Raw genomic sequence first — 21,571 nt, forward strand, 5'->3', positions numbered from 1 at the left:
AAAAAACCTTAAAATAAAATGGCACACAAGAAAGGAGTTGGTAGTTCCAAAAACGGTAGAGAATCTCACTCTAAAAGATTAGGTGTAAAGATTTTCGGTGGTCAAGATGCTATTGCGGGTAACATCATCGTTAGACAAAGAGGTACTCAACACCACCCAGGTGCAAACGTGGGTATCGGTAAAGATCACACTTTGTTCGCATTAGTTGACGGAAAAGTAGTTTTCAGAAAGAAAGCAAATAACAGATCTTTCGTATCTGTAGAAGCAAACGCATAATTTCAGCGTTTTATAAAATTAAAAGCCTTGGCAATTTTGCTGAGGCTTTTTTTGTGCACTGAAATGAGGAAAAGTTAAAGTTTTTATATTTATTCAATTTAACGGGAAATATTTATATATTTGGTAACTATCAAATAATTAATATATTGCGTAAGCCGAAAAGCAAACAGAGTAGGCGACAAATTAAACCAAACTAATATGAAAAATCTAAAAAAACTAACGAAAAGACAGCTTAAAGCCATTGCTGGAGGAGAAAGATGTCCGATTCCCGCAAATTGGTGTTACGAATGGTGTACGTGGACAGCATGGCAAAAACAACACTGTATTAATTCGGTTATTGATGTAATGCCTTGTGATTGTTAAATCTGAAACTCAAGCCTCATGTCGGGGCTTTTTGTCAACTTTATAAAATCTATTACTATGAAAAATTTAAAAAAAATCAAAAGACAGGATCTTAAAAATGTAATGGGAGGAGCTGCTCCGGATCAGGGATGTTTACCATGCGACGTATATTGCAGCATTCCGGAAGGGCAGAGACCGCCGTGTAAAATTGTTTACATTGTAGCGCATTGCAATAGCTGCAAAGGTTATGGTGAAGAATCTTAAGAAATAAAAAAACTGGTTTAATAGTCAAAAATAGTTGGTAAAATTCTTTGCATTGTCGACTGTTACTGATGATACATAAAGTTTATTGAACTTTGTTTCAATAAACTTTTTTTATGGCTGGAAATTCAAAAAAAATCGTTGTTGGAGTTGCAAAAGTCTGGATGTGATTTCTTGGGGAAAGCAAAACGGAAAGCGTCGTTTTAAATGTAAAAACTGTGGCATTCATTTTACTTCGGAGAATAAATCTGTGGGCCTAAAAAACAAAGAAATTTGGTTCAAAAAATGGATTGTTGGGAAACAGACTTATGAGCAGATTTCAGCAGAATCTGGATATTCGGTAAGTACTCTTCAACGGTATTTTAACGTGATGCTTAGTAAAGCTCCAAAACTCAGTTACAACCAGAACAAGGAGGTTTATTTACTGATTGACGGCACTTATTTCTCCAATGAAATCTGTTTGGTGGTTTACAGAGATAATGTTTTTAAGCAAACCCAGCTTTACAGAATTACTGACGGTGAGCATTATGAAGAACTCAAAGAGGATTTGGAAAACATCTTGAATTTAGGAATAAAAATTGGCGGGATAACCTGTGATGGCGATAAATCTCTACTGAAAGCCATCCGAAAAGTTTGTCCTAAAGTTCCTGTTCAGAGATGTCTGGTTCATATTCAAAGGATGTGCAAAATATGGCTTTCCGCCTATCCGAAATCTGTAGCAGGTTTTGAGTTGCGTGAAATTGTCTGTAAAATTCATTTTATTGACAACGAAGTTAAAAAGCAGTATTGGATCAAAGAGTTTTTGGATTGGTCTGAAAAGCATAAAGAATTTTTGAATGAAAAATCATACAGCCAGGAAACCGGAAGATATTGGTACACGCACAAAATGGTGAGAAGATGTTTTTCGGTTATCAAAAAAGCTTTGCCAAATATGTTTTCGTTCCTGCAGGATCCTAAAATCCCGAAAACAACCAATGGAATAGAATCTTTTTTTTGGTCATTTAAAAGGTCATCTAAATATTCATCGGGGGCTTACAAAAAGTCGGAGGAAAAAGTTTATCCAGTGGTATCTTTTTTATAGAAATCTAAAACCATAAAGGTTTTTTTAGCCATAGAGCTGTTCCAATAATTTACAAAAAAAGGATGGTAAAAACCATCCTCTAAACTATTGTTTACAGCGTTGATTGTATTGCTGGTAAGTTGCTCCTCAGCATTGCTCACTTCCTCTTCCAATCAACCGCAAAATATTACGAATTATTTCTGACAAAAACACCAACTATTTTTGACCACATTACCAAAAAACTCCTTCGCGCTGAAGGAGTTTTGTATTTTAAAAGCCGACCTGAAAACCAGCTTTAATTCCGAAAGTTGAAATATCCGGTCTGTTGAGGTAATTTCCGCGCCAGTTGAAATCCACTCTGAAAATTCTAAGGTTTCCGAAGCCGATATTTTCGATTCCGAAACCGTATTCATAATAAACGTGTTCGCTTGGAGCAGAATATTTGAATCCTTCCACATTAATTGCTTTTGAAGCATCGCTTAATGTTCCGTAAGCTCCTCTGATAAACGCAATTTCTCTTAGTTTTAATTTCTTGATCAAAGGAATATAAGAAAGGATTTTTCCGTTAAAATGATGCTCTAAATGCAGCGTTGTATAAGTGTCTGCAACAAATTCATAATAATTAAGCTGTGCAAACGTATTTTGCGCCAGACTGTACGACTGGTTCCCCGGAATGACGTTCTGCAAAGCCAACGGAACTGTATCGAAGTTCTTTCCGGCTTCAAAGTTAATTAATGTTTTTCCCCAGCTTCCAATTAAGACGGGTTTATAGAACATGAACTGCAGTTTGTTATAATTAAAATCTGACCCGAATAATCCCTCAATTCCTCTTGTGTATTTTAACACAATAGTCGGAGCCAAAGTTCCGTGCTCATAGCGATCGATTCCGGTTTGGGAAAATTTTGCCCCCGGTCTTGCAATTAAACTTAAAGTAAAATGCGAATCGTTGGTTGTTTTTCTCAGATCTCCGTTTTTGTAATACATCAGATTAAATCCGTCTGGATTTGCCGATTTAATGCTTTGCATGGTTCCGTCTAGCCTGATCTGGAAGTTTTTCCATGGTTCAATAGACGTAAACAGGTTGGTTTGATTAACGGAGCTTAAAGAAGCATTTTCTCCCCTTGCGAAAAGTGTTGAAGAAGCAAACGTTCTTGCCATAATTCCGTCGTCATTTGTAAGCTGAACACCCAATTGCAGAATGTCTCTTCTTGTTCCGGCACCTACTGTAAAACGGTTTACTCTGTTAAACATGAATCTTCCTTCAGCACCATATTTTACCTGTTGGTCTTTAAAACCGTAAGCCGTGTAAAACTGAACTCTCCAGGGATCATTTCTTGTGAAATACGTTCTTGCTCCGATTCTTATTCGGTCTCCTTCAACATCATTTTTTCCGTAAACAGAGAAAATCGGACCTAAATCAATTCCTTTTGTAATGTTGTAATAACCTGAACCTAACGTTTCATAAAGCTTTACAATACGGTTGAACTTCGGAGTCTGCTGAAGTTTATCAAGCATATCATAAATTCCCTGTTCGCTTTTTGAGAGAGAATCTGGTCTGGCTTTTACCCAGTAAGCATCATCTTTTTCTACGAATTTATCATCATATTCTTCCTCGTTTCTTTTAAAAATTTTATCCTCAAGAGGTTTGTTGAACTGATATTCCGAATAATCGACGGATCTTTTGGCAATAATGCTCTTTGAGGTTTTCTTCTTGGAAAAAGGAGTCATCTCGATCTCCGTTACAAATTTTCTTGGCAGAAAAGTGTTTTCATCGGGGTTGTCGTATTCCAGTTCTGTAGAAATCCCGTTAATGAAGTTTACATTGATCTTTTGCGTGGATTTTAGGGTTGCTCCCAAAACGGCATAGCTGTCTGTGTCAATATATAAGTATCCCTGAAATGCTAAAACTTCTGTTCTTTTGGGCTGATAACGGATTTTAAAAGCATTTTCTCCCCGCATGGAAATGGTATCTACCAAATTGTAATCATACGTACTGAACCCTGTTTCTCCGACCGGACTTGGAAATCCGATGTCGAAATAATTTAACGTGTTATCGTAAATGTTGATGTCACGATAAAGGTTTTTTGCTGTTAAAGTAATAATCTGGTTATCCTGAAAACCTGATGTCTTTTGAGCAACCAAAAGTCTTTTTGATTTTTTGGAAGGTCTGTTTTCTCCGTAATTTTCATAGATGGCTTCATTCAGGAATACGGGAAGTCCTATTTTTCCGCTTGCGGTAGAATCTTTATAATCGAAAATAAATTCAAGTTTATTAAAGATTTTTCTCTTCATAAATGCACTGTCCAGATTGTTGGCATCAAACTGAATTTTCTCGTATTCTTTATAAGTATAGGTATCGAATTTATCTAAACCGTTGTTTCTTTTTCGTTCCCAGACTTTCTGCATAATGGCATAAGCGGGATTTTCTTTTTTGTTTTTATATTTCGGCTTTTCGTTGTGGATAACGACTTCCTGTATGCTGCTGATTTTTTCCTGAGCCAGTTTTACAAAAATATTGGTGGCATTTTGAGGAGTTACGTCTATACTTTCTAAGGAATAGTTTTTTCTTAAAAACCGAAGTTTATAGATTATGCTGTCCGACTGTACGGAAAAGTTTCCCGAAGTTGTGGTAAGAGCAGCTTTTTCATTTTCATTGATGAAAATATCCACTCCGGAAACTTCTTTATTGGTTTTTGCATCTACAATTCTGCCGTTTGCCGAATTTTGTGAGTATACGAGATCCGCAAAAAATAGAAATAAAAAGAGGGAGTAATATTTGGAATTATTAATTAACATTTGTAGTTTCTTCAAGCTATTTGCATAAACAAAAATTATGCACTTTTATTATAAAAAAATAAATATTATTTAAACTTTTAATGGTTTAAATACAAAACTGCAAATGTAATGAAATAACACCATCGTTTTGATGGTGTTATAGTTATTGTTTTGTTAAAATATGATGATGTTTAAAATAATTACTTTTCAGTTGATTCAACTCATAAAGGATAAATAAAAAAAGACCTACATTTCTGTAAGTCTTTCTGCTCCTCCTGCTGGGCTCGAACCAGCGACCCTCTGATTAACAGTCAGATGCTCTAACCAACTGAGCTAAGGAGGAATTTCCTATTGTTTTAGTGGTGCAAATATAACAGGAATATTAATATCAAACAAATTTTTATTTTAAAAATATCTAAATTTTTCCTTTGATAATGGGTGTTTTGAAGCTATTTGACTATTTATCAGATAATTAAATTTAATGATAATTGCAAAAAAATATTTGATGAGACCACATAAAAAAAGACCTACATTTCTATAAGTCTTTCTGCTCCTCCTGCTGGGCTCGAACCAGCGACCCTCTGATTAACAGTCAGATGCTCTAACCAACTGAGCTAAGGAGGAATGTCCTTTGTTTTAAGTGGTGCAAATATAGGACGAATATTTATACCCTGCAAATATTTTTTTAAAATTTTGTAAAAATATTATAAACTTCCTGAAATCCATTTCACAATGTCGCTTCCGAAGATCAGTAACATCAAGCCTAACAGGAAGATAACACCGATCATCTGTGCGTTTTCCAAAACTTTTTGAGGAACAGGTTTACCCACGATCATCTCATAAAGCGTGAAAAGAACGTGTCCTCCATCCAATCCTGGAATAGGGATCAGGTTTAGAAATGCCAGCCAAACCGAGAACATCGCGGTAAAGCCCCAAAATGCAGCCCAGTTGATCGAAATTTCGCCATTGGCATTTCTGTCTACCGGCATGTTTTTTACAATAGCAATCGGGCCCCCTACATTTTTGTATCCCTGAATCTTAGAATTAAACATAATTTTAAACTGCTTCACCTGCATGGTTAAAGACTCAATGGATCTTTCAAAACCTCTGGGAATAGATTCTCCGAAAGAATATTTTTTATCCGTAATAACGTTCGCTAATGCTTTCTGATCTACACCAACACCTAATTTTCCGTTTTTGTCAACAGATGCAGTAATTGTTTCAGGTTTTCCGTTTCTTACAACTTCTATATTTACTGTTTTTCCTTTATTTTCAGATAAAGAAGAACTTACTTCATCAAAATAAGGCGTCTGTTTTCCATTGATGGCAACAATTTGATCCCCTTTTTTCAGCCCTGAAGCCTGAGAAGCAGGAGTTGCCAGAGAATCGATAATCATTGGAAATCTCGGCGTAATATAAAGTTTGGCTTCTTTTTGTTTTAAAACTTCTGCAACCCCATCCTTATTAACAGGGAAGGTTACTTCTTTCCCGTTTCTAAGTACCGTTACGTTATCTCCCAAAAGAATGTTAATAGAAGCATTTTCTAACCTTTCAGCGGGTTTTCCGTCGATATTAATGATCTTATCACCATTCTGGAATCCCATTTTTTTTCCGGCTTCCGTAACCCCGATTCCATTGTCGAATTTGGTAAGATCTGTGTATGTTTCACCATTAAAAAGCGAAAGGCACGAGTAAATTAACCAGGCTAAGAAAAAGTTAACTGTAACTCCGCCCAACATGATGATCAGTCTTTGCCAAGCCGGTTTTGCTCGGAATTCCCATGGTTGTGCAGGCTGTTTCAACTGTTCGGTATCCATGCTTTCATCCACCATTCCGGCAATTTTTACATATCCTCCGAAAGGAAGCCATCCGATTCCGTATTCCGTTTCGCCAATTTTTTTCTTGGCTAAAGAAAACCACGGATCGAAGAACAAATAGAATTTTTCAACTTTGGTTTTAAAGTATTTGGCGGGTAAGAAATGCCCAAGTTCGTGTAGGATAACCAGGATAGAAATGCTCAATATAAATTGAAACAGTTTGATTGCTATTTCCATTAATGCTTTTTATGTTTAATTTGCAAAGGTAACAATTATCAAAACTATGCCAAATAAAAAAGCTCCCCGAAACGAGAAGCTTTGTCATATAATGTGATGATTTATTATAAATTAATCGAAACTCCGAGACTGCCATTGTTGCCGACTTCTGCAAAAACGCCGATTCTTTCAGTAAAAAAGTACCTCGCTCCGATGTGAGCTCCCAACCCGAAATTGCTGCCTACAACTCCCACATCTGCTCCGGGATAAATATCAAGTTTTTCAGGAAGCTGTAAAGCGTCTTTCAGATGAAAATTGATTCTTCCGAATACAAAAGCACGGTTTTTATCGTCATTGTCTTTGTAATTATCAAAATAAATATTCAATCCGGCTCCTACAGAAATTAATTTATTCAATCCATAATCATAGGTTCCTGTAATTCCTGTTCCGTAACCCCATGAACTGAGTCCGGCATTGATTTTCTGATCTCCTTTTCCTGTCCACGCCTGAGCATTGACAAATGTTCCCGCAAGCATGAGAACAAACATAAAAAACAACTTCTTCATAAATTTTACTTTTTGCTGATTACTAATATGATTTACTTTTTGTTGGTTTATCGCATGAACGTTAAGTTTTGACTATCATGACACTTTAAGACACATGAAAAGCATAGACTATTCAATGATAATTCATTATAAACTTTATCGGCAATAAAATTCTTTGCGATTAACCAAAAAATAAGGCCGATTTCTATTGATTAAATATCCGCAACAAAAATAAAACCGAAATCATTGAAAAATCGTATTTTTAGGGAAGTTTTTTAACAAAGTTTATGAAGATTATAGGACTTAATTTAGATATCATCTGGAAAAACAAAGCAGAAAACTTTAACCTCATTGAAAAGGAATTACAGAATCAGGACGCGGATCTCTTTCTTTTACCTGAAATGTTTTCCACAGGCTTTTGTATGGATGCTTCCGAAGTTTCCGATAGAAATCTGGAATCGCTGGAGTTTTTAAAAAAAATGGCGAAGGAAAAAAATGCAGCGTTTTGCGGAAGTGCTCCGGTTGAAGAAAACGGAAAGTTCTACAACAGAATGTATTTTGTACAGCCCGATTCTCAGATTGAATTTTATGACAAAAGACATCTTTTTTCTTTTTCTGGGGAAGATAAGGTGTATAGTCCCGGAAAAGAAAGGGTGATCGTAAATTATCTGGGATTCAGAATTCTTTTGCAGGTTTGCTATGATCTTCGTTTTCCGGTTTTTGCAAGAAATAATGACGATTATGATGCGGTCTTATATGTGGCAAACTGGCCCGAAAAAAGAGTGGGAGCATGGGAACATCTGTTAAAAGCGAGAGCTATTGAAAATCTGTCCTTCGTTTTTGGATTAAACAGAATCGGGACCGATGGAAATAACCTGTTTTATCAGGAAAGTTCACACTGTTTTTTTGCAGACGGAAAAGAAATTTCACAGAAAAACGGAAATCTTGTAACGGCAGAATTAAATTTAGAAGAACTGACAGATTTCAGAAGCCATTTTCAGTTTTTAAATGACCGCGATTCATTTTCAATTGAATTTTAAAGGAAATATATCAAAATTAAGGCTAAAATTTTCTCAATCTTAGCCTTAATCTTTATTTCTATGAATACTGCTTTAGAAGCTGAGTCAATGTATTTACATCATGCACACCGCTTTCTTTCCACAGCATCTCTCCCTGTTTGAAAATAGCTAATGTCGGAACACCACGAACGCCATACTGATTGGCAAGAGCGGGATACTGATCCACATCTACCTTAATGATTCTTGCCGAAGTTCCTATATTTTCTTTTACGGTATTTAAAACAGACGACTGTACTTTGCACGGTTGACACCAAGTTGCAAAAAAGTCAATGAGAACAGGTCTTTCGGAATCGATAATTTCCTGAAATGCTTGAGACATAGTTGTTGGTTTTATTTTAAAAGAAACACTTTAGTTTAAAGATCCCGAAAAGCTTACCATTTAAAATGACTTAAAAAAACGGGGATTACCGAAAACTTTGTGCTGTTAAATGCTTTTCAGTCAATAAACTAAAGCGCTGTGACATTTATATTTAATGCAAAATTCTAAAAATCTTAATATTACATTGTTTTCGACTGACATACAAAATCCGAAGTCGGGAATTTTTCCGTTTTCTTAATTGCGCCGAAACCTCCTTCTATTTCAGTAAAGTTTCTGATTCCGTTAGAGTTAAGGATGCTTGCCGCAATCATGCTTCTGTAGCCTCCTGCACAATGAAGGAAAAAATGCTCAGAATCATCAATCGTGTGAACCCAGTCACTGATTACATCCAAAGGTTTGTTGTAGGCATTATCGATATGTTCTGCAGAATATTCCGAGATCTTACGGACGTCAATTACTTTTGAATTTTCATTATAAAGTTCTGCAAATTCTGCAGAAGAAATTCTTTTTACCTCATCTGTTTCTTTTCCGCTGCTCTTCCAAGCTTCAAAACCTCCTTTAAGATAGCCAAGAACATTGTCGAATCCAACGCGGCTCAGTCTTGTGATGGCTTCTTCTTCCATGCCTTCATCTACAATAAGTAACAGAGGGTGCTTTACATCCACAATCAGAGTTCCCACCCAAGGTGCAAAATCTCCTTTTAATCCGATATTTACAGAATTCGGAACAAATCCTTTATAAAACTCTCCCGGACTTCTGGTATCTAAAATTAACGCGCCTGTTTCTTCTGCAAATGCTTCAAAGTCTTCAACGGAAACTGCCGTTAAACCTTTATCCATTACCGCATCAAGACTTTCATAACCGCCTTTGTTCATGGCAACATTCATCCCGAAATATTTCGGTGGAGCCGTTAAACCGTCTAAAACTTCACGGATAAAAGATTCTTTATCAGGCTGATTTAAAGCATAATTTGTTCTTTTTTGATTTCCCAGAATATCAACTGTTTCCTTCTGCATATTTTTTCCACACGCAGAACCCGCTCCATGAGCCGGATAAACCGTGATGCTGTCATCCAAAGGCATAATTTTCGTGTGAAGGCTGTCATATAAAATTCCTGCAAGATCTTCCTGAGTAATACTTCCTGCTTTCTGGGCAAGATCCGGTCTTCCCACATCCCCTAAAAATAAAGTATCTCCTGTAAAAATGGCTGTTTCAACTCCTTTTTCGTCGATCAGAAGGTAAGTGGTGCTTTCCATCGTGTGACCGGGAGTGTGAAGAGCTTTTATTTTTACTTTTCCGATTTCAAAAATCTGGCTGTCTTCTGCAATAATGGCTTCAAACTCAGGCTGAGCGGTAGGTCCGTAAACAATAGGCGCTCCTGTTTTTTTGCTTAAATCCAAATGTCCCGAGACAAAGTCTGCATGGAAATGCGTTTCAAAAATATATTTTAAAGTTACACCGTCTTTTTCCAACCGATCCAGATAAGGTTTTACTTCCCTTAGTGGATCGATAATCGCTGCTTCATTCTCAGATACGATGTAGTACGCACCCTGAGCCAGACATCCCGTGTATATTTGTTCGACTTTCATTATGTGATTGTAACCGTTTTAATGTTTTATATTTGAAATACAAAAATCGGATTTATTTTTTTAAATACCACCAAAATAAAAAATGGATACTGATAGAATAAATCTATATAGTCTCCATATTACTGCAATCTGTAAAAAATTTTGTAGAAAATCTCATTGGTATCTTCAGAGATTTTTTTATCAATTTTAAACTGAATATAATCTGCTTTTCTGGCTTCTCCTTCCGGATAATCGATCAAGCCGTGATATTTTTCATAGATATGGTCTTTCAGTCTGCCGTTTTCAGCAATTCTTGTCATTTCTTCAAAATACTTTTTTGTATCCGGATTCATCTTCCAGTCGTTCTCATGAGTTTTGTAAAATTCAAGCATTTTTTCGATAGAATAGATTTCTGAGTCTATTTTCATATCATGAAATCCTGTTAAGATTTCTTTTTTCTCAAGATTTTTAGATAACCATACAATTTTAGCCTGTGCCGCTTCAGTTATTGCTTTCGTCATCATAGAATCTCTTTTTACGGAAGACGATAAGATAATATCGGGAACTTTATGAATGGGAAGAGTTTTTATAGAAGCCAAATCAAGGATTCCGAAATAATTTTCAACTTTGTCTTTAAGGTCTTTCAATTGATCTTTCGTCATATCATCACTGGAAACCCTTGTTTTGAAAGTCCAGCCGCCGCATTCATAAATAGAAAGAAGAGAATTTTTATTAACATATTTTACACCGTTGAAAAAATCCTGTTGTCCCATTGCATTGTTAAATAAAGCATACACAAATCCCACTTTTAAATTTTCATTGGAAAGAGTTCCGAAAAAAGGCTTTATTTCTACATGATCATTGGAGTTCTGGTTTAAGGCATAATCGTAATTGTAAAATTCATCTCTCAGGAGCTGATTGTCAATATACTTTTTGGGATAAATATAAATTGTGAGAACAGTTTTATTTTTTTTTGAAGTTTTCTGAATATAACTCACTCCGACATTAGTTTCGGCTGCATCATAAGAAGTAATACTTTCGCGCTGAAATCCGGACCACAGTTCAGGAAACAGAGTCTGGGTTGCTTCGTGTTTGTAATCTCCTTTTACTTTCAGCTCTAAAGGCTGTTGTCTTTTCTGTGAGAAAACAATTGTGATACTGCACAAGAAAAGTAGTTGTATGTATTTTATCATGGCTTGTTTTTTTAAGAATTAAACACAAACAAAAGTATTTATAAATTATTGATAAAAGATCATGATGATATTATTAGTCATACTGAAGAATATTTTACAAAAAACTTTATATTTATAGGTTAAAAAAGAGCAAATGGCAGACAAAACACAATTCATTGAAGAATTAAATGCGAGATACACTCCCAAAGGAGATCATATTATATTAGGAAAAGGAATGCTGGATGGCGAAGTCGTTCCTGAAGTTAATGTTACCATTCCGTTAAAAACCATCAACCGCCACGGATTAATTGCCGGAGCAACGGGAACCGGAAAAACAAAAACATTACAGGTTTTCGCAGAGCAGCTTTCGCATCAGGGAATTCCGTCTCTGGTTTTGGATATTAAAGGAGATTTTTCGGGGATCGCAGAAGCGGGAACTGAAAATCCTGCCATTCAGGAAAGATATGCCAAAACGAAACTTCCGTACAATCCGCAGGCTTTTCCGGTAGAATTAATGACCATTTCCGGCGAAAGAGGCGTTAAGCTGAGAGCCACTGTTACAGAATTCGGTCCGGTTTTATTGAGTAAAATCTTACAGTTGAATGATACCCAACAAAGCATCATGTCGATTGTATTTAAATATTGTGATGATAAAGGTCTTCCTTTAATTGATCTGAATGACCTCAAAAAAGTGCTTCAGTACGTCACAGAAAATCCACAGGGAAAAGCTGAACTTTCCTCTAATTACGGTTCGATAGCTTCTGCTTCTCTGGGCGCAATTTTAAGATCCATCGTCGCATTGGAACAGCAGGGAGCTTCCGGTTTCTTTGGAGAACTGAGTTTTGACGTTCACGATTTACTGGAAACAAGAGACGGAAAAGGAGTGGTAAATATTCTGAGAGTTGCAGACATTCAAAGCAAGCCGCAGTTGTTTTCAACATTTATGCTTTCCCTCTTTGCAGAAATTTACATGACCTTTCCGGAGGAAGGCGACAGCGGAAAACCGAAGCTGGTTTTGTTTATCGACGAAGCGCATTTAATTTTTGATGAATCTTCAAAAGCTTTGGTCTCACAGATTGAAACCATGGTAAAACTGATCCGTTCAAAAGGAGTCGGAATCTATTTTATCACGCAAATTCCGGGTGATGTTCCCGAATCGGTGCTTTCTCAGCTAGGTTTAAAAATTCAGCACGCATTGCGGGGCTTTACCGCTAAAGATAAAAAGGAAATCTCCAAAGCAGTAGAAAACTATCCGACTACAGAATTTTACGATGCTCCAACGCTGATCCAGAATCTGGGAATCGGGGAAGCTTTTGTTACCGCTCTGGATGAAAAAGGAATTCCGACACCGCTGGTTCATACCTATTTAATTTCACCAGAATCCAGAATGGACGTTCTGAATGACGCTGAAATTTCAGATTTAACAAAAAGATCAGCTCTGGTTGCCAAATATGATAAAGTAGTGGATAACGAATCTGCATATGAAATTTTAGTGGGCAGATTGGAACAGGCTGCACGGGAAGCAACGCAGAGTTCTAACCAGAAAACAAAACCGGTAAAAGAAGAGCCCGGAATTTTTGAACAGGTTTTACAGAGCAGGGCGGGAAGAACCTTCACCAGCACACTGATGCGTGAAGGAGCAAAAGCAATCTTGGGAATGCTTGGTCTGGGAGGAAGACGAAGATAAATATTTTTATTATTTTAGCAGAATTGCCTTATTCCTATTGATGTATTGGCATAAGTTATGTTTCCAGAAGTAAAGGAAATGAATCGTTAATCTAAAAGAAGTTGTAAAAAATTTAAATGTATTCAATAATAGACATAGAAAGTAATGGTGCAGGTTACAGGAAAGAATGCATTATCGATATTGCGGTTTACAGATATGACGGTCAGAAAATTGTGGACCAGTTTATTTCATTGGTAAACCCCGAAAGTGATATTACCCCTTTTGTGCAGAAATTAACCAATATTACCCCGAAAATGGTTAAAACTGCACCGAAATTCCATGAAATAGCCCGAAGAATTGTTGAAATTACGGCAAATACAACTTTAGTAGGTCATAACATAGATTTTGATTACAGAATGCTTCGTCAATCGTTTCAGAGGTTGGGTTATGAGTTTAAAATCAATACTTTAGATACAATTCCTTTAGCTAAAAAACTGATTCCGGATGAGGTAAGTTATTCTCTCGGAAAATTGGTGAAATCTTTAGGAATTCCTCTAACCAATCATCACAGAGCAGAAGGCGATGCAAGAGCAACGCTGGAATTATTCAAACTTCTGATTTCAAAAGACACAGAAAACGAAATCATTCAGAAGCAGCATGATGAAACCAATGCGAAAACCTACATCAACAAAATCAAGGAATTAACGCAGGATTTGCCGAATGAAAAAGGCTTTGTGTATTTTCAGAATGAAGCGGGAAAGATCATTTTTTCCGATCATGTTCAGGATGTTAACAAATTTTCGAAAAAAGTTTTTAATTCCAAATCTAAAAAGTGGGAAACCATTCAGAAAGACGTTGAACAGATCAATTACGAACTTACCGGAACGGATATTATTGCCAAGCTGATTCTGAATTCAAAAGGAATCAAAAAAAGAGAAATCCTTCCTTTCGGTCTGTATTGCAGAAACGGAAAATACGTAGTGGAAAAAAATAAGCTGAATAAACTGGAAAAACCGATTTTGAAATTCAGGTCTTTTACGCAAGGATCGAAAGCAGTACAGTTCATCGCAAAGTTCGAAGAATATAATGATATAGAGGTTTTTAAAAAGAAAATCGAATTCAGAAAACGAAATGAACTTTGGCTAGGACAAGGCAGGAAACTGGGAGAAAAACTGTTTTTGATTGTCGAAAACGGAAAAGTGGTTTCTTACGGTTTTTATGAGCTTTTCACACAGATTCAGACTTTAGGCAAGCTAAATAAATTAAAGATTGATCTTCTTTCACAATCTGCAGATCTTGTAAATGAGCTGCAGTTGGCTTTGCTGAGAGGAGATTTTGAAACCCTGCCTTTGCCGAAATAGAAGAGAAATGAAATTTATCTGATTAATAAGAAACCATTTTAAAATCAGGTTTTTAAAAATAAAAAAGAATTAGTATTTTTGTAAAAAATTAAAAGAAGCAATGCTAAATTTTAAACAACATAAAACCGGTAAAAAGGGAACTGTAAAGTTCTCTAAGGTTTGGAATGTATAAAAGAGTTGTATTGCATAAAAAATAATTATGAATGGCAGACTCTTTTTTCGAAGAATCTGCCTTTTTTATGCTAAAAAGAAATTATGAATTCAAAAGAATTATTAAAGATTGCCAATGAGTTTGGCACCCCGGTGTATGTTTACGATGCCGAATCCATTAAAACACAATACGAGAAACTTACCTCTTCTTTCCTAAAACACACAAAGTTTTTCTACGCAGCAAAAGCGCTTACCAATATCAACATCCTGAAGTATGTGAAAAATCTGGGAGCTTCATTAGATTGTGTATCCATCAATGAAGTAAAGCTAGGATTAAAAGCAGGCTTTACGAAAGAAAAAATACTTTTTACACCCAATTGTGTAGATCTTGCCGAGATCGAAGAAGCGATGACTTTCGGGGTGCACATCAATATCGATAATATTTCTATTTTGGAGCAGTTCGGGAATAAATACGGAAACTCTTACCCGATTTTGGTAAGAATCAACCCGCATATTTTTGCCGGCGGAAACTATAAAATTTCTACAGGACACATCGACAGTAAATTTGGGATTTCCATCCATCAGGTTCGTCATATCGAAAGAGTAATGAAATCTACCAACCTTAATGTGGAAGGTCTTCATATGCATACCGGAAGCGAGATCAAAGATCCGGATGTTTTCCTGCAGGCTTTGGAGATCATGCTAGAATTATCCGAACATTTCCCGAATCTGAAATATCTGGATATGGGAAGCGGATTTAAAATTCCTTATCAGGACACAGAAGAAGAAACCGACGTGAAAACATTAGGGAAAAAAGTGGAAAAAGTAATCTCCGAATTTTCAAAATCAACCGGGAAAAAATTCGAATTATGGTTTGAACCGGGTAAATTCCTTGTGGGAAAAAGCGGATATTTACTGGTGAAAGCCAACGTGATTAAACAAACAACGGCAACTGTTTTTGTCGGGGTGAATTCAGGATTCAATCATCTGATTCGTCCGATGTTCTACGATTCGTATCATGTGATCGAAAACTTATCGAACCCGAAAGGCGCCGAAAGAATTTATACGGTGGTAGGAAACATCTGCGAAACAGATACTTTTGCATGGGACAGAAAGCTTAATGAAGTAAGAGAAGGCGATATTCTGGCGTTCCACAATGCAGGAGCTTACGGTTTTGAGATGAGTTCCAATTTTAATTCAAGATTAAAACCTGCCGAAGTTTTGTTTTTAGACGGAAAAGCACATCTCATCAGAAAAAGAGACGAGTTTGAAGACCTTCTGAAAAATCAGATCGAGGTGTTGTAGATCGGGAAAAAAGCCTTAACTTTATAGAACAAATAGTAATAATTTATGAAAAAAATATTTTCAGTTTTGGCAGTAACGGTTTTTGCCTTTTCATTTTCCCAGACTTATGTAAATGTTTCTTCGGCTAAAAATCAGGTAGAAAATGTTTACAAAGGCGGACAGGAAAAATTTGAATATGATCTCACTAATAATTTGAGATATACAGCAAATGCATTTCAGGCAAACGGTGATTTTACATTGAATTTTAAAGTAAATGAAAACGGAGATATTACCGATGTTAAACTTTTACCTGAGCTTTATGATAAAGGATTTGAAAGAGAAGTGAAGAGAGATTTGGGCAGAATGAAAAAGCATTTTGCAGTAAATCAACCTAAAAATGTTTCCGTAGGATTAAGTTTCGGAAGAGATTTGAAACCTTCAGACGGCAGACTGGCGTTTCAGGGAAGAGATTCTTTTGCGAATCAGAATACAAAATAATCCGGCTCGAAGATATATGGAAGCTCCGCAAAATGCGGAGCTTTTTTTATTGTTTTTTAATATTTATTTTACACTCTTGGCATAATCTTTACATCTCTACATTATCAGTCCATTCCAAAATATTTCTGAAACATCAACACTAAAACATCAAAATATGGCTAAAAATATTGCAGAGCAAATTGTAGAAATGCTCGAAAACGCCAATGTGAAAAGAATTTATGCCGTTACAGGCGACAGTTTAAACCATTTAAATATAGCTGTTAAAAAAAGCAGTATTGAATGGATTCACGTAAGGCACGAAGAAGCCGGAGCTTATGCAGCTGCTGCGGAAGCGGAACTGGATGGTTTTGCGGTTTGCGCCGGAAGCTGCGGACCGGGACACGTTCATTTAATCAATGGGGTTTATGAGGCACACCGTTCTCATGTTCCAATGCTGGTTATTGCTTCCACGATTCCAAGTGAAGAAATGGGGATGGATTATTTTCAGGAAACCAATACCATTAAGTTATTCGACGATTGCAGTCATTACAACCAAATGATTACAAGACCGGAACAGGTTCAGCGAACGGTACAGACGGCAATTCAGCATGCAATTTCCAAAAAAGGCGTTGCCGTAATCGGTCTTCCGGGAGACGTTTCTGAACTGGATGCGGAAGAAGCGGTGACTTCCAATAAAATTTTCAGAACAAATCCTGTTATTTGTCCTTCAGATGAAGAGTTAAAAGAACTCGCAGATTTAATCAACGACAGTAAAAAAGTAACGATCTATTGCGGAATCGGTGCGGAAAATGCTAATCCGGAAGTTGTGGAACTTTCAAAATATTTAAAAGCTCCGGTGGGATATTCTTTCCGCGGAAAAATGTCTATTCAGCCGAATAATCCCAATGAAGTCGGATTAACCGGACTTCTGGGACTTCCTTCTGCTTATCATGCCATGCACGAAGCCGATCTTCTGATTCTTCTGGGGACAGATTTTCCTTACGAGAAATTTATGCCTGTCAAAAACAAAATTGTACAAATTGATGAAGCCCCTGAACGATTGGGAAGAAGAGCAAAACTGGAACTGGGATTAACGGGCGATGTAAAAGAAACCATCAAAGCACTTTTACCATTATTGAAAGAAAAAACAGACAGTAATTTCCTTAAACAGCAGCTTGAGTTTTATGAAAAGGTTATAGAAAATCAGCTAACCTACGTGAAAGATCCGGGAACCGAAAATGCGATTCAGCCGGAGTTTGTTACCCATACTTTGGATAAACTGACAAAAAAAGATGCAATTTTTACCGTAGATACAGGAATGTGTTGTGTTTGGGGCGCAAGATACATCACAGGAACCGGAGAACGGAAAATGTTGGGTTCTTTCAATCACGGTTCGATGGCGAATGCTATGCCGATGGCAATTGGAGCGTCTTTAGCGTATCCTGAAAGACAGGTTATTGCTCTATGCGGCGATGGAGGCTTATCCATGCTTTTGGGAGATATGGCAACGATTTTTCAGTATAAACTGCCGGTGAAAATTATCGTATTCAATAACCGGTCTTTAGGAATGGTAAAACTGGAAATGGAAGTAGGAGGAATGCCGGATAATGAAACGGATATGGTTAATCCTGATTTTGCAATGATTGCTCATGCAATGGGATATCCCGGAAAAAATGTAAACAAACCTGAAGATGTGGAATCTGCCATTAAAGAATGTCTTGATCATAACGGTCCTTATCTTTTAAATATTTTTACCAATCCGAATGCACTGGCTTTACCACCGAAAATTGAAGCCGCTCAGGTTTTAGGAATGACAAAATCCATGGCTCAGCTTATGTTGGGAGGAAAAATGGAAGAAGCGCTCGACACTGTGAAAAGCAATTACAAACACATTAAAGATCTATTGTAATATCCATCATCAGATAATGCTTTTCTCTCATTGGTTTAAGTATTATCTTTGTTTAAGTAAATTTAATTTTAATGAAAAATCCTATGAGAACGATACTAATACTTCTTACGTTTTTTGCATCAAATTTTGCTTTTGCCCAATTTAATGATGTAGAAGAAAGAGACGATAATTTTATAACCGAGAACAATAAAAATATTCTCAAAATAGATATAAAAGAGCCTCTGTTGCAGGTAGCCGTAAAAAACTGTAACGATTTTAAGGCAGCAAGTTTCGAAGGCGGAATTCCCGCTTACAAAGAAATGCTGAGAAAATATATGTACGATTACCTGAATACAGATTTCTATGTTCTGAATGGTGATTTCACATTTACCCTTACCGTAGACCAAAACGGAAAAGTCACCAATATTGAAGGAAGCCCGAAAGTTTCAAACAGTCAGGTGTTTTTTGATGATATGAAGTATGTCGTAAGAAGAATCAAGAAAAACTGGATTCCTGCAAGCTGCAACGGACAGCCTGTAACATCTCAGATCAAAATAAAAATGAATCTGTCTTCCATTGCAACAGATGTATAAGACAACCTTTAATAACCATGAAAAAATATCTTCTAATTTTACCTTTATTGTTTGTTTGCGGTAAAGGCTTTTCTCAGGAAAATACAACTCAGGTTCAGCAGACAGCGGAAAGTTACCAGAAAGCAGAATTTCCGGGAGGCGATCAGGCATTTCAGAAAGAATTCATGAATATGGTTCATGCCTATATTGATATGGCTCTGTATGCCATTCAGGGAAAAGTTACCTTTGTGTTTAATATTGATTCCAGAGGAAAAATCAGCCAGATCGATGTTCTTCCGAAATTCAAAAACAATGAAATGTTTATCGACGATATGAAATATGCGGCGAAAAAAGTAAAAGGAAAATGGACTCCCGCAAAGAAAAACGGCGTTCCGGTCGATTCAAAATTTGTTATGAAGGTGAATTTCAGTACCAATACTTATGACCATGATTAAAAAGTTTTTGAGTTTTTCTGCAATCGTCATCTTTTTTGTATCGAATGCTCAGGTTTTAGATGAATACCCTAAAAATCAGGAATTTTATGAAGGCGGAATGGTGAATTTTTATAAAGAAGCTCATGATTATTTAGCAGTAGCTAACTTTAAAAAATGCAACGATCAGGAAATTTATCAGCCAAGATTTGTGGTAACAAAAGATGCGGCTGTGAAACTGGTGAAAGATAACGACACTGCAAATATTGCAAAAAACAGATGTGCATACGATCTGTCGCTTGAACTTCTGAAAAATCTGAAACACTGGAAACCCGCGGAAGTGAAAGGAGGAAAATTCGGTGCTTTGGCAGAATTCATATTGTATCCGAATGATGTTATGGAAAATTATAAAGAAGGATATAACGCGAATAATTATGTTTTGTCTGCACAGTATCCAAAAGGGTACGAGAGATTTAGAAAGGATTTTCATGATGAGTTTATGAGTTTGTTCACAGACTATCACATTAATGGCAACGTTAATCTGGAGTTTTATATCAATCAAAAAGGAGAAATTACAAATCCCAGAATCTATCCTGAGATTTATGATCCAAAATTTAATATCGATTTTCTGAGAACTTTGTCTCGGCTTAAAAAAGTCTGGAAGCCAGCTTTATATTCCAACATTCCGATAAAAGAGAAAATAGTTTATCCCATAATTTTTTCCACAAATTTCTATGAAAGATAATCCTGACATTCTGTCACAATATTTTGTATCTTTGCAAATTCAATAAGTTCAGAATTTAATGTTTTGAGTTCAAACCTGTATGTGTAGAACCTTAGACGTTAAATTTTAAACCTAAAATTCGATTATCGTGCAGGAAAAATATATAGACGAAACAAAACAGGGAGAAGCTTTTGCTATTGCGGAAAAAGCAGAAAACTCAAAGAAATTATTTTTGGAGAGCTACGGTTGTCAGATGAATTTCTCTGACTCTGAGATTGTTGCATCCATACTTAATGAACAGGGATATAATACCACTTTAAAAGCGGAAGAAGCAGATTTAATTCTTTTAAACACCTGTTCCATCCGTGAAAAAGCAGAACAAACGGTAAGAATGCGTCTTTCTCAGTTCAAAAACCTGAAGAAAGAAAAACCGAACATGACGGTTGGCGTTTTGGGCTGTATGGCAGAAAGACTGAAAACCAAATTCTTAGAAGAAGAACAGTTGGTGGATCTTGTGGTTGGTCCCGATGCGTATAGAGATTTACCCAATCTTTTAAAAGATACAGAAGACGGAAGAGATGCCATCAACGTAATTCTTTCCAAAGAAGAAACATATGCAGATATCAATCCGGTTCGTTTAGGCGGAAATGGGGTTACAGCTTTTGTAACGATTACAAGAGGCTGCGATAATATGTGTACGTTTTGCGTCGTTCCTTTTACGAGAGGGCGAGAAAGAAGCCGTGATCCGCATTCTATTCTGGATGAGTGCAAAAGCCTTTGGGAAAGCGGTTATAAAGAAATTACCTTATTAGGACAAAACGTAGATTCTTACCTTTGGTATGGAGGCGGTCCTAAAAAAGATTTCGCCAAAGCATCTGAAATGCAGAAAGCTACAGCCGTGAATTTTGCACAATTGCTTGATTTGGTTGCGAAAGCCGTTCCTGAAATGAGAATTCGTTTCTCTACTTCCAATCCGCAGGATATGAGTCTGGATGTATTCAGAATGATGGCAAAACACGATAACATCTGTAAATACGTTCACCTTCCGGTTCAGAGCGGAAGCAACAATATGCTGGAAGCCATGAACAGACAGCACACTCGCGAAGAATATTTAGATTTAATTAAAAAGGCAAAAGAAATAGTTCCCGAAGTTGCTTTTTCTCAGGATATGATCGTCGGTTTCTGCAACGAAACAGAAGAAGATCATCAGGATACATTAAGCTTAATGAGAGAAGTGGAATACGACTACGGTTATATGTTCGCTTACTCAGAAAGACCGGGAACTCCCGCTCACAAAAAGATGGAGGACAATATTCCGGCAGACGTTAAACAGAGACGTTTGGCAGAAGTCATTGCTTTACAGGGAGAACTGTCCAGAAAAAGAATGAAATCTTATGTAGGAAGAGTTCACCAGATTTTAATTGAAGGAACTTCAAAAAAGAACGAAAACCAGTGGAAAGGAAGAAACTCCCAGAATGCAGTTTGCGTTTTCGATAAACTGGAAGGTCAGAAAATTGGTGACATTGTGGACGTTTTTGTTTTTGACAATACACAGGGCACACTTTTAGGGGAAACGGTTTCAAAATAA

20 protein-coding genes and 2 tRNA genes are annotated in these 21,571 nt (G+C 36.6%); 14 read left to right on the forward strand and 8 right to left on the reverse strand.

The features are described 5' to 3' along the window. Positions 1 to 18: 18 nt before the first annotated feature. From rpmA to PFY09_RS13700, 4 genes are all read left to right on the forward strand, one after another. The gene (gene rpmA, locus PFY09_RS13685; protein WP_047399085.1) at positions 19 to 276 is read left to right on the forward strand and encodes a 50S ribosomal protein L27; all 258 of its coding nucleotides are present in this window, start codon (positions 19 to 21) and stop codon (positions 274 to 276) included. A 198-nt stretch (positions 277 to 474) separates the two neighbouring features. Beyond that, entirely contained in the window at positions 475 to 639 is a 165-nt protein-coding gene (locus PFY09_RS13690) for a bacteriocin-like protein (RefSeq protein ID WP_165796691.1), read from the forward strand. A gap of 57 nt (positions 640 to 696) precedes the next feature. Beyond that, positions 697 to 882: a bacteriocin-like protein gene (locus tag PFY09_RS13695; RefSeq protein ID WP_076391300.1), complete on the forward strand. Its 186-nt coding sequence runs from the start codon at positions 697 to 699 to the stop codon at positions 880 to 882. Between the two features lie 163 nt (positions 883 to 1,045). Then, positions 1,046 to 1,960, forward strand: coding sequence for an IS256 family transposase, variant Zn-binding type (locus PFY09_RS13700; protein ID WP_271160071.1), 915 nt, complete (start codon positions 1,046 to 1,048; stop codon positions 1,958 to 1,960). Between the two features lie 249 nt (positions 1,961 to 2,209). Here the strand turns inward: PFY09_RS13700 and PFY09_RS13705 are convergent, their stop codons facing one another. The 5 genes from PFY09_RS13705 to PFY09_RS13725 all read right to left on the reverse strand — a co-directional run bounded on the left by PFY09_RS13705 (position 2,210) and on the right by PFY09_RS13725 (position 7,313). After that, positions 2,210 to 4,735, reverse strand: a complete 2,526-nt coding sequence (locus tag PFY09_RS13705; protein WP_271160072.1) for a DUF5686 family protein — start codon at positions 4,733 to 4,735, stop codon at positions 2,210 to 2,212. 248 nt (positions 4,736 to 4,983) lie between these two features. Next, positions 4,984 to 5,057 (reverse strand) — tRNA-Asn (locus tag PFY09_RS13710). Between the two features lie 207 nt (positions 5,058 to 5,264). Next, a tRNA-Asn gene (locus tag PFY09_RS13715) sits at positions 5,265 to 5,338 on the reverse strand. 80 nt (positions 5,339 to 5,418) lie between these two features. Beyond that, on the reverse strand, positions 5,419 to 6,768 hold the full coding sequence (rseP, locus tag PFY09_RS13720; protein WP_271160073.1) for an RIP metalloprotease RseP: 1,350 nt from the start codon (positions 6,766 to 6,768) through the stop codon (positions 5,419 to 5,421). Between the two features lie 104 nt (positions 6,769 to 6,872). Next, a complete protein-coding gene (locus PFY09_RS13725; RefSeq protein WP_271160074.1) occupies positions 6,873 to 7,313 on the reverse strand; it encodes a DUF6646 family protein in 441 nt (146 codons plus the stop codon). Positions 7,314 to 7,579: 266 nt separating this feature from the next. On the opposite strand from PFY09_RS13725, the gene PFY09_RS13730 reads away from it, so the two are divergent. Beyond that, positions 7,580 to 8,332 (forward strand): nitrilase-related carbon-nitrogen hydrolase, encoded by a 753-nt coding sequence (locus PFY09_RS13730; RefSeq protein WP_271160075.1) that lies wholly within the window; start codon positions 7,580 to 7,582, stop codon positions 8,330 to 8,332. Positions 8,333 to 8,390: 58 nt separating this feature from the next. On the opposite strand, the gene PFY09_RS13735 is transcribed toward PFY09_RS13730, so the two are convergent. The 3 genes from PFY09_RS13735 to PFY09_RS13745 all read right to left on the reverse strand — a co-directional run bounded on the left by PFY09_RS13735 (position 8,391) and on the right by PFY09_RS13745 (position 11,451). Continuing rightward, positions 8,391 to 8,690 carry a thioredoxin family protein gene (locus tag PFY09_RS13735; protein ID WP_271160076.1) on the reverse strand — a complete coding sequence of 100 codons (300 nt, stop codon included), beginning with the start codon at positions 8,688 to 8,690 and terminating at the stop codon, positions 8,391 to 8,393. A 179-nt stretch (positions 8,691 to 8,869) separates the two neighbouring features. Then, positions 8,870 to 10,279, reverse strand: coding sequence for an MBL fold metallo-hydrolase (locus PFY09_RS13740; protein ID WP_271160077.1), 1,410 nt, complete (start codon positions 10,277 to 10,279; stop codon positions 8,870 to 8,872). Between the two features lie 119 nt (positions 10,280 to 10,398). Further along, positions 10,399 to 11,451: a hypothetical protein gene (locus tag PFY09_RS13745; RefSeq protein WP_271160078.1), complete on the reverse strand. Its 1,053-nt coding sequence runs from the start codon at positions 11,449 to 11,451 to the stop codon at positions 10,399 to 10,401. 133 nt (positions 11,452 to 11,584) lie between these two features. On the opposite strand from PFY09_RS13745, the gene PFY09_RS13750 reads away from it, so the two are divergent. The 9 genes from PFY09_RS13750 (at position 11,585) to miaB (ending at position 21,571) form a co-directional block, all read left to right on the forward strand. After that, positions 11,585 to 13,117 (forward strand): helicase HerA-like domain-containing protein, encoded by a 1,533-nt coding sequence (locus PFY09_RS13750; protein ID WP_271160079.1) that lies wholly within the window; start codon positions 11,585 to 11,587, stop codon positions 13,115 to 13,117. Positions 13,118 to 13,233: 116 nt separating this feature from the next. Further along, entirely contained in the window at positions 13,234 to 14,457 is a 1,224-nt protein-coding gene (locus tag PFY09_RS13755; RefSeq protein ID WP_076391325.1) for a 3'-5' exonuclease, read from the forward strand. Positions 14,458 to 14,712: 255 nt separating this feature from the next. Next, positions 14,713 to 15,912: a diaminopimelate decarboxylase gene (lysA, locus tag PFY09_RS13760; protein ID WP_175608795.1), complete on the forward strand. Its 1,200-nt coding sequence runs from the start codon at positions 14,713 to 14,715 to the stop codon at positions 15,910 to 15,912. A gap of 45 nt (positions 15,913 to 15,957) precedes the next feature. Continuing rightward, positions 15,958 to 16,389 carry a hypothetical protein gene (locus PFY09_RS13765; RefSeq protein WP_268052391.1) on the forward strand — a complete coding sequence of 144 codons (432 nt, stop codon included), beginning with the start codon at positions 15,958 to 15,960 and terminating at the stop codon, positions 16,387 to 16,389. Between the two features lie 154 nt (positions 16,390 to 16,543). Further along, on the forward strand, positions 16,544 to 18,277 hold the full coding sequence (locus PFY09_RS13770; RefSeq protein ID WP_271160080.1) for a thiamine pyrophosphate-dependent enzyme: 1,734 nt from the start codon (positions 16,544 to 16,546) through the stop codon (positions 18,275 to 18,277). Positions 18,278 to 18,360: 83 nt separating this feature from the next. Further along, complete coding sequence (locus PFY09_RS13775; protein WP_271160081.1) at positions 18,361 to 18,849, forward strand: hypothetical protein; 489 nt, start codon at positions 18,361 to 18,363, stop codon at positions 18,847 to 18,849. Positions 18,850 to 18,866: 17 nt separating this feature from the next. After that, on the forward strand, positions 18,867 to 19,283 hold the full coding sequence (locus PFY09_RS13780; protein WP_271160082.1) for an energy transducer TonB: 417 nt from the start codon (positions 18,867 to 18,869) through the stop codon (positions 19,281 to 19,283). Further along, positions 19,276 to 20,004 (forward strand): energy transducer TonB, encoded by a 729-nt coding sequence (locus PFY09_RS13785; protein ID WP_271160083.1) that lies wholly within the window; start codon positions 19,276 to 19,278, stop codon positions 20,002 to 20,004. Before PFY09_RS13780 ends, PFY09_RS13785 begins: the two co-directional genes overlap by 8 nt. A 127-nt stretch (positions 20,005 to 20,131) precedes the next feature. Then, complete coding sequence (gene miaB / locus PFY09_RS13790) at positions 20,132 to 21,571, forward strand: tRNA (N6-isopentenyl adenosine(37)-C2)-methylthiotransferase MiaB (protein WP_271160084.1); 1,440 nt, start codon at positions 20,132 to 20,134, stop codon at positions 21,569 to 21,571.

This window comes from Chryseobacterium gambrini (assembly GCF_027920505.1).
Taxonomy (GTDB): Bacteria; Bacteroidota; Bacteroidia; order Flavobacteriales; family Weeksellaceae; genus Chryseobacterium; species Chryseobacterium gambrini.

What these genes read in the sequence shown, in the direction of transcription:
- rpmA (WP_047399085.1), top strand. Translation starts at nt 19, where the DNA reads ATGGCACACAAGAAAGGAGTTGGTAGTTCCAAAAACGGTAGAGAATCT.
- PFY09_RS13690 (WP_165796691.1), top strand. Translation starts at nt 475, where the DNA reads ATGAAAAATCTAAAAAAACTAACGAAAAGACAGCTTAAAGCCATTGCT.
- PFY09_RS13695 (WP_076391300.1), top strand. Translation starts at nt 697, where the DNA reads ATGAAAAATTTAAAAAAAATCAAAAGACAGGATCTTAAAAATGTAATG.
- PFY09_RS13705 (WP_271160072.1), bottom strand. Translation starts at nt 4,735, where the DNA reads ATGTTAATTAATAATTCCAAATATTACTCCCTCTTTTTATTTCTATTT.
- rseP (WP_271160073.1), bottom strand. Translation starts at nt 6,768, where the DNA reads ATGGAAATAGCAATCAAACTGTTTCAATTTATATTGAGCATTTCTATC.
- PFY09_RS13725 (WP_271160074.1), bottom strand. Translation starts at nt 7,313, where the DNA reads ATGAAGAAGTTGTTTTTTATGTTTGTTCTCATGCTTGCGGGAACATTT.
- PFY09_RS13730 (WP_271160075.1), top strand. Translation starts at nt 7,580, where the DNA reads ATGAAGATTATAGGACTTAATTTAGATATCATCTGGAAAAACAAAGCA.
- PFY09_RS13735 (WP_271160076.1), bottom strand. Translation starts at nt 8,690, where the DNA reads ATGTCTCAAGCATTTCAGGAAATTATCGATTCCGAAAGACCTGTTCTC.
- PFY09_RS13740 (WP_271160077.1), bottom strand. Translation starts at nt 10,279, where the DNA reads ATGAAAGTCGAACAAATATACACGGGATGTCTGGCTCAGGGTGCGTAC.
- PFY09_RS13745 (WP_271160078.1), bottom strand. Translation starts at nt 11,451, where the DNA reads ATGATAAAATACATACAACTACTTTTCTTGTGCAGTATCACAATTGTT.
- PFY09_RS13750 (WP_271160079.1), top strand. Translation starts at nt 11,585, where the DNA reads ATGGCAGACAAAACACAATTCATTGAAGAATTAAATGCGAGATACACT.
- PFY09_RS13755 (WP_076391325.1), top strand. Translation starts at nt 13,234, where the DNA reads ATGTATTCAATAATAGACATAGAAAGTAATGGTGCAGGTTACAGGAAA.
- lysA (WP_175608795.1), top strand. Translation starts at nt 14,713, where the DNA reads ATGAATTCAAAAGAATTATTAAAGATTGCCAATGAGTTTGGCACCCCG.
- PFY09_RS13765 (WP_268052391.1), top strand. Translation starts at nt 15,958, where the DNA reads ATGAAAAAAATATTTTCAGTTTTGGCAGTAACGGTTTTTGCCTTTTCA.
- PFY09_RS13770 (WP_271160080.1), top strand. Translation starts at nt 16,544, where the DNA reads ATGGCTAAAAATATTGCAGAGCAAATTGTAGAAATGCTCGAAAACGCC.
- PFY09_RS13775 (WP_271160081.1), top strand. Translation starts at nt 18,361, where the DNA reads ATGAGAACGATACTAATACTTCTTACGTTTTTTGCATCAAATTTTGCT.
- PFY09_RS13780 (WP_271160082.1), top strand. Translation starts at nt 18,867, where the DNA reads ATGAAAAAATATCTTCTAATTTTACCTTTATTGTTTGTTTGCGGTAAA.
- PFY09_RS13785 (WP_271160083.1), top strand. Translation starts at nt 19,276, where the DNA reads ATGATTAAAAAGTTTTTGAGTTTTTCTGCAATCGTCATCTTTTTTGTA.